This window comes from Variovorax sp. P1_H12_2 (assembly GCF_056405335.1).
Map to the genome: position 1 here is coordinate 1 of NZ_JBFUCI010000417.1, position 5,489 is coordinate 5,489.

A 5,489-nucleotide genomic window follows, 5' to 3' on the forward strand; every position below is an offset into this window, starting at 1 on the left:
CGCCCGTTCGTGGGCAGTCGCGGAACCGGCTTTGCCGGGCCGCTGACTGCGCCCCCGGTAGGGGGTGGGAGGGCTACACGCAGTGAGCCCGACCTGGGGGCGAGCTATGCTCCAGCCACCTTCATGCGATTGACCAGCACGGAGCCGGTGGTCTTTGCGCCGTAGTTGTAGGCATCCGCCCCCACCGCCTCGATGCCCAGCAGCATGTCCTTGAGGTTGCCGGCGATCGTGATCTCCTGCACCGGGAACGCGATCCGCCCCTTCTCGACCCAGAAGCCGCTGGCGCCGCGCGAATAGTCGCCSGTSACGTAGTTGACGCCCTGCCCCATCAGCTCGATCACCAGCAGGCCGGTGCCGAGCTTGGCGAGCATGGCGTCGAGGTCGTCGCCCTTCTTCGTCAGGCGCGAGGTCAACGTGAGGTTGTGCGAGCCGCCGGCGTTGCCGGTGGTCTTCATGCCCAGCTTGCGCGCCGAATAGGTGCTGAGGAAATAGCCCTCGAGCCGGCCGCCATCGACCACCTTGCGCTTGCGGGTCACGACGCCTTCGTCGTCGAACGGCGAGCTGCCCTTGCCGCGCAGCACATGCGGGTCCTCGACCACGTCGATGTGCTTGGGCAGCACCTTCTTGCCCAGGGAATCGAGCAGGAAGCTGCTCTTGCGGTAGAGCGCGCCGCCGCTGGTGGCCTGCACCAGGCCACCCAGCAGCCCGGCCGCCAGCGGCGACTCGAACAGCACCGGGCATTCGGTGGTCTTGATCTTGCGCGACTGGAGACGGCTCAGCGCGCGTTCGGCCGCATAGCGCCCGACCGCCGCGGGGCTCGCGAGCTCGTCGGCCGAGCGCATCGAGCTGTACCAGGCGTCGCGCTGCATGTCGTCGCCGCGGCCGGCGATCGGCGCCACCGAGATCGAATGGCGCGAGCTCGCGTAGCCGCCGCGGAAGCCGTGCGTGTGGGCGCTGAAGAAATGGCTCTGCTGGGCCGAGACGCCCGCGCCTTCGCTGTTGGTGATGCGCTTGTCCGTGGAAAGCGCCGCCGCCTCGCATTCGAGCGCCAGCCGGGCCGCCTGTTCGCTGGTGACAGCCCAGGGGTGGAACAGGTCGAGGTCGGGCTGCTCCTTGGCGATGTCGGCCTCGTCGGGCAGGCCGCTGACCGGATCCTCGGCCGTGAAGCGCGCGATGTCGTAGGCCGCCTGCACGGTCTGGGCGATCGCGGCTTCGGAGAAGTCGGAGGTGCTGGCGTTGCCGCGGCGATGGCCGACGTAGACCGTGACGCCGAGCGACTTGTCGCGGTTGCGCTCGACGTTCTCGAGCTCGCCCTTGCGCACCGAGACGCTCAGGCCGCAACCCTCGGACGCTTCCGCGCCGGCATCGGTGGCCCCGAGCTTCTTGGCGTGCGCCAGGGCCGAGTCGACCAGGTTTTCGAAAAAGGGACGGCTGTAGGCGAAGCCGGAATCGGCGCGCGAGGAAGATGTGGTCATGTGTTGGCTATGATACTTGCGCCCCCTGTTCCCGATGGTGCGGCCAACGATTGCCTCTATGTCCCGCAAACCCAAAAAAGGCTACTTCGTCCGTGGCGAGTTCGTCGCCGAAGGCAGCGAACTCGATCTGGAGCTCAAACGCGAGCTCAAGGGCACCGACGCAGCCAGCAAGACCGACCTCAAACGCGAAAGCGCCGAACTGCAGGCGCTGGGCGAAGCCCTGCTCGGCCTGCGCGCCGGCCTCTTCGAAAAGCTCGACCTGGGCGACAAGCTCAGGGACGCGATCGAGGATGCCAAGCGCATCACCAACTTCGAGGGCAAGCGGCGCCAGATGCAGTTCATCGGCAAGCTGATGCGCGGCCTCGACGCCCCGACCCTGGACACGATCCGTTCCGCCCTGGCCGAACAGGATCGCCTGCCGGCCGAGGAAACCGCGGCGCTGCACGAGGCCGAACGCTGGCGCGACCGGCTGATCGCCGACGACGACGCGCTCGGAGGCTGGATCGAGACCCACCCCGCGACCGATTCCCAGCAGTTGCGCGCGCTCGTGCGCCAGGCCCGCAAGGACATCAAGGCCGGCCCGCCGGGCGAAGCGCCGCGCCAGGGCAAGGCCTATCGCGAGGTGTTCCAGATCGTGCGCGCCCAGCTGCGCGTGCATGGCAGCGCGGACTACGCGGACGAGGCCGCGGCCCAGTCGCGCGAGGAGGACGCATGAGTGCGCCGGCGCTGGATCCGGTGCGCATCGGCATCGTCTCGATCAGCGACCGCGCGTCCAGCGGCGTCTACGAGGACAAGGGCCTGCCCGCCCTGCAGGAATGGCTGCAGCGCGCGTTGCGCAATCCGGTCACCTTCGAGTCGCGCCTGATCCCCGACGAGCAGGCCGGCATCAGCGCCGCGCTGATCGACCTGGTGGACGCCGGCTGCTCGCTGGTGCTGACCACCGGCGGCACCGGCCCGGCCCCGCGCGACGTCACGCCCGAAGCCACGCTGGCCGTGGCCCACAAGGAAATGCCGGGCTTCGGCGAGCAGATGCGGCAGGTCAGCCTGCGCTTCGTGCCGACCGCGATCCTGTCGCGGCAGGTCGCGGTGATCCGCGACCGCAGCCTGATCATCAACCTGCCGGGTCAGCCCAAGGCGATCGCCGAGACGCTCGAAGGCCTGCGCAATGCCGACGGATCGCAGGCGGTGGCGGGCATCTTCGCCGCCGTGCCCTACTGCATCGACCTGATCGGCGGACCCTACCTGGAAACCGACGACGCGGTCTGCAAGGCCTTCCGGCCCAAGTCGGCGCTCCGTCCGACCTAGTCCGTTGAGGACAGAGCAAAACTGCTGCGCAGTTCTTGGTCTGTCCCGCAAGCTTAGTCAGTTGAGGACAGAGCAAAAACTGCTTTGCAGTTTCTTGGTCTGTCCCGCAAGGTCTCAGGAGAGCGTATAGGCCGTCTTCACGACGGTGAAGAACTCCTGCGCGTACTTGCCCTGCTCGCGCGGGCCGTAGCTCGATCCCTTGCGGCCGCCGAAGGGCACGTGGTAGTCCACGCCCGCGGTCGGCAGGTTCACCATCACCATCCCGGCCTGGCTGTGGCGCTTGAAGTGGGTCGCGTACTTCAGCGAGGTCGTGGCGATGCCGGCCGACAGGCCGAACTCGGTGTCGTTGGCGGTGGCCAGCGCTTCCTCGTAGTTCTTCACCCGGATCACGCTCGCCACCGGCCCGAAGATCTCTTCCTTGTTGATGCGCATCGAGGCGACGGATTCGCTGAACAGTGCGGGCGACATGTAGAAGCCGTCGGTATCGAGCTTGAGGCGCTCGCCGCCGGCYGCCAGCGTGGCGCCCTCGGCCCGGCCGATCTCGACGTAGTTCAGGTCCTGCCGSAGCTGGCTCTCGCTCGACACCGGGCCGATGTCGGTGCCCTGCGCCAGCGCATCGCCGACCTTGATCCTGGCCATCCGGGCTGTCATGGCCTCGATGAACTTCGGATAGATGCCCTCGGTCACGATCAGCCGGCTCGACGCGGTGCAGCGCTGGCCGGTGGAATAGAAGGCGCTCTGCACGCTGAGCTCGACCGCCTGGTTCAGGTCGGCATCGTCCAGCACCACCTGCGGGTTCTTGCCGCCCATCTCGAGCTGCACCTTCTTGTGGTTCGTGGCGCACTGCACCGCGATGTTGCGGCCGACGCCGACCGAGCCGGTGAAGCTGATCGCATGGATGCCCGGATGGTTCACCAGCGCATCGCCGATCACGCTGCCGCGGCCCATCACGAGGTTGAACACCCCGGCCGGAATGCCCGAGCGGCTGATGATCTCGGCCAGCGCCCAGGCGCAGCCCGGCACCAGGTCGGCGGGCTTCAGGACGACGCAATTGCCGAAGGCCAGCGCCGGCGCGATCTTCCAGGCCGGWATCGCGATGGGRAAGTTCCACGGCGTGATCAGGCCGACCACGCCCACCGGCTCGCGCGTGATCTCSACGCCGATGCCCGGGCGCACCGAGGGGAGCAGTTCACCCGAGAGGCGCAGGCACTCGCCGGCGAAGAACTTGAAGATCTGGCCGGCGCGGGTGGCCTCGCCGATGCCTTCGGCCTTGGTTTTTCCCTCTTCGCGCGACAGCAGCGTGCCGAGCTCTTCCTTGCGCGCCAGGATCTCGTTGCCGATCTTCTCCAGCGCCTCGGAGCGCGCCTGGATGCCGCCGGTGGCCCAGGCCGGGAAGGCGGCGGTGGCGGCCGCGACCGCCGCCTCCACCTGGGCGCCGTCGCCCTGCGCATACTGGCCCAGCACGTCGCCGAGGTTGCTCGGGTTGACGTTGGCGCTGTAGCTGGCACCCGCGCGCCATTCGCCGTTGATGAGGTTGTCGAAATTCTGCATGGCCGGGATCCTTGGGAATCGAGAGTGGGAAAGCAGCAGCTTACTGCGGCCCGAGCTTCGCGATCAGCGCTTCCAGCGCCTGGTACTCGTCGGGCTTGAGTTCGGTCAGCGGCGTGCGCACCGGGCCGGCGTCGTGGCCGACGATCTTCGCGCCGGCCTTCACGATGCTCACCGCGTAGCCCTGGCCCTTGTTGCGGATCTCCAGGTAGGGCATGAAGAAGTCCTTCAGCAGCCGGTGCTGGGTCGCAGTGTCGTCCTTGGCCACCGCAGCGTAGAAATCCATCGCCGTCCTGGGGATGAAGTTGAACACCGCCGACGAGTACACCGGCGTGCCGAGCGCCTTGTAGGCCGCGGCATAGACCTCCGCCGTCGGCAAACCGCCGAGGTAGGCGAAGCGCTCGCCCAGGCGCAGGTGGATCGCGCTCATGAGCTCGATGTCGCCGATGCCGTCCTTGAAGCCCACCAGGTTCGGGCAGCGCTCGGCCAGCTTTTCGAGCGTCGCGGGATAGAGCTTGCTCTGGCCGCGGTTGTAGACGATGACGCCGAAGCTGACACTCTTGCAGATCGCCTCGACATGCGCCGCCAGGCCTTCCTGGCCGGCCTCGGTGAGGTAGTGCGGCAGCAGCAGCACGCCGTGCGCGCCGGCCTTCTCGGCCGCCTGGGCGCACTGGATCGCGAAGCGCGTGGGGCCCCCGGCGCCCGCGACGATCGGCACTTTCCCACGGCAGGTGTCGACCGCGGTCTGGATGATCCCGGGGTACTCGTCGCCGGTCAGCGAGAAGAATTCGCCGGTGCCGCCGGCCGCGAACAGCGCGCTCGCGCCATAGGGCGCCAGCCATTCGAGGCGCTTCTCGTAGCTTTTCCGGTCGAAGTCGCCGTTGCGGTCGAAGTCGGTCAGCGGAAACGACAGCAGGCCGGAGCCCATGATGGATTTGAGTTCTTGGGGATTCATGTGAAGAACGGGGTGGGTGGAAGTAAGGGTTGGAGGGGTCGCAACGCGCCCGGACTAGTCCAGCCTGATCTGGCCGGCGATCACGACCTTGGCCCAGCGGGCGCGTTCCTTCTCGAAGAACTGGTCCTGCTCGGGCGGGGTCATGGTCACGACCTCGGCCCCCTGGCCGGCCAGGCGCGAGCGGATGTCGGGCGAGCGGATGATCG

At 68.0% G+C, this 5,489-nt stretch carries 5 protein-coding genes and 1 pseudogene; 2 read left to right on the top strand and 4 right to left on the bottom strand.

Translation table 11 applies throughout. The features are described 5' to 3' along the window. Nucleotides 1-104: 104 nt before the first annotated feature. On the bottom strand, nt 105-1,475 hold the full coding sequence (gene pmbA / locus AC1D2K_RS28820; RefSeq protein WP_478093092.1) for a metalloprotease PmbA: 1,371 nt from the start codon (nt 1,473-1,475) through the stop codon (nt 105-107). A 58-nt stretch (nt 1,476-1,533) separates the two neighbouring features. On the opposite strand from pmbA, the gene yjgA reads away from it, so the two are divergent. Both yjgA and mog read left to right on the top strand, forming a co-directional pair. Next, on the top strand, nt 1,534-2,190 hold the full coding sequence (yjgA, locus tag AC1D2K_RS28825; protein WP_478093094.1) for a ribosome biogenesis factor YjgA: 657 nt from the start codon (nt 1,534-1,536) through the stop codon (nt 2,188-2,190). Next, nucleotides 2,187-2,780, top strand: coding sequence for a molybdopterin adenylyltransferase (gene mog, locus AC1D2K_RS28830; RefSeq protein WP_478093095.1), 594 nt, complete (start codon nt 2,187-2,189; stop codon nt 2,778-2,780). The genes yjgA and mog overlap by 4 nt, the downstream gene beginning before the upstream one ends. Before the next feature lie 114 nt (nt 2,781-2,894). Here mog and AC1D2K_RS28835 read toward each other — a convergent pair whose 3' ends face one another. From AC1D2K_RS28835 to AC1D2K_RS28845, 3 genes and pseudogenes are all read right to left on the bottom strand, one after another. Further along, nucleotides 2,895-4,331, bottom strand: a complete 1,437-nt coding sequence (locus tag AC1D2K_RS28835; protein WP_478093097.1) for an aldehyde dehydrogenase family protein — start codon at nt 4,329-4,331, stop codon at nt 2,895-2,897. Between the two features lie 40 nt (nt 4,332-4,371). Next, the gene (gene kdgD / locus AC1D2K_RS28840) at nt 4,372-5,283 is read right to left on the bottom strand and encodes a 5-dehydro-4-deoxyglucarate dehydratase (protein ID WP_478093100.1); all 912 of its coding nucleotides are present in this window, start codon (nt 5,281-5,283) and stop codon (nt 4,372-4,374) included. A gap of 54 nt (nt 5,284-5,337) precedes the next feature. Next, nucleotides 5,338-5,489 (bottom strand): annotated as a pseudogene (locus AC1D2K_RS28845) (tripartite tricarboxylate transporter substrate binding protein); the annotation flags it as partial.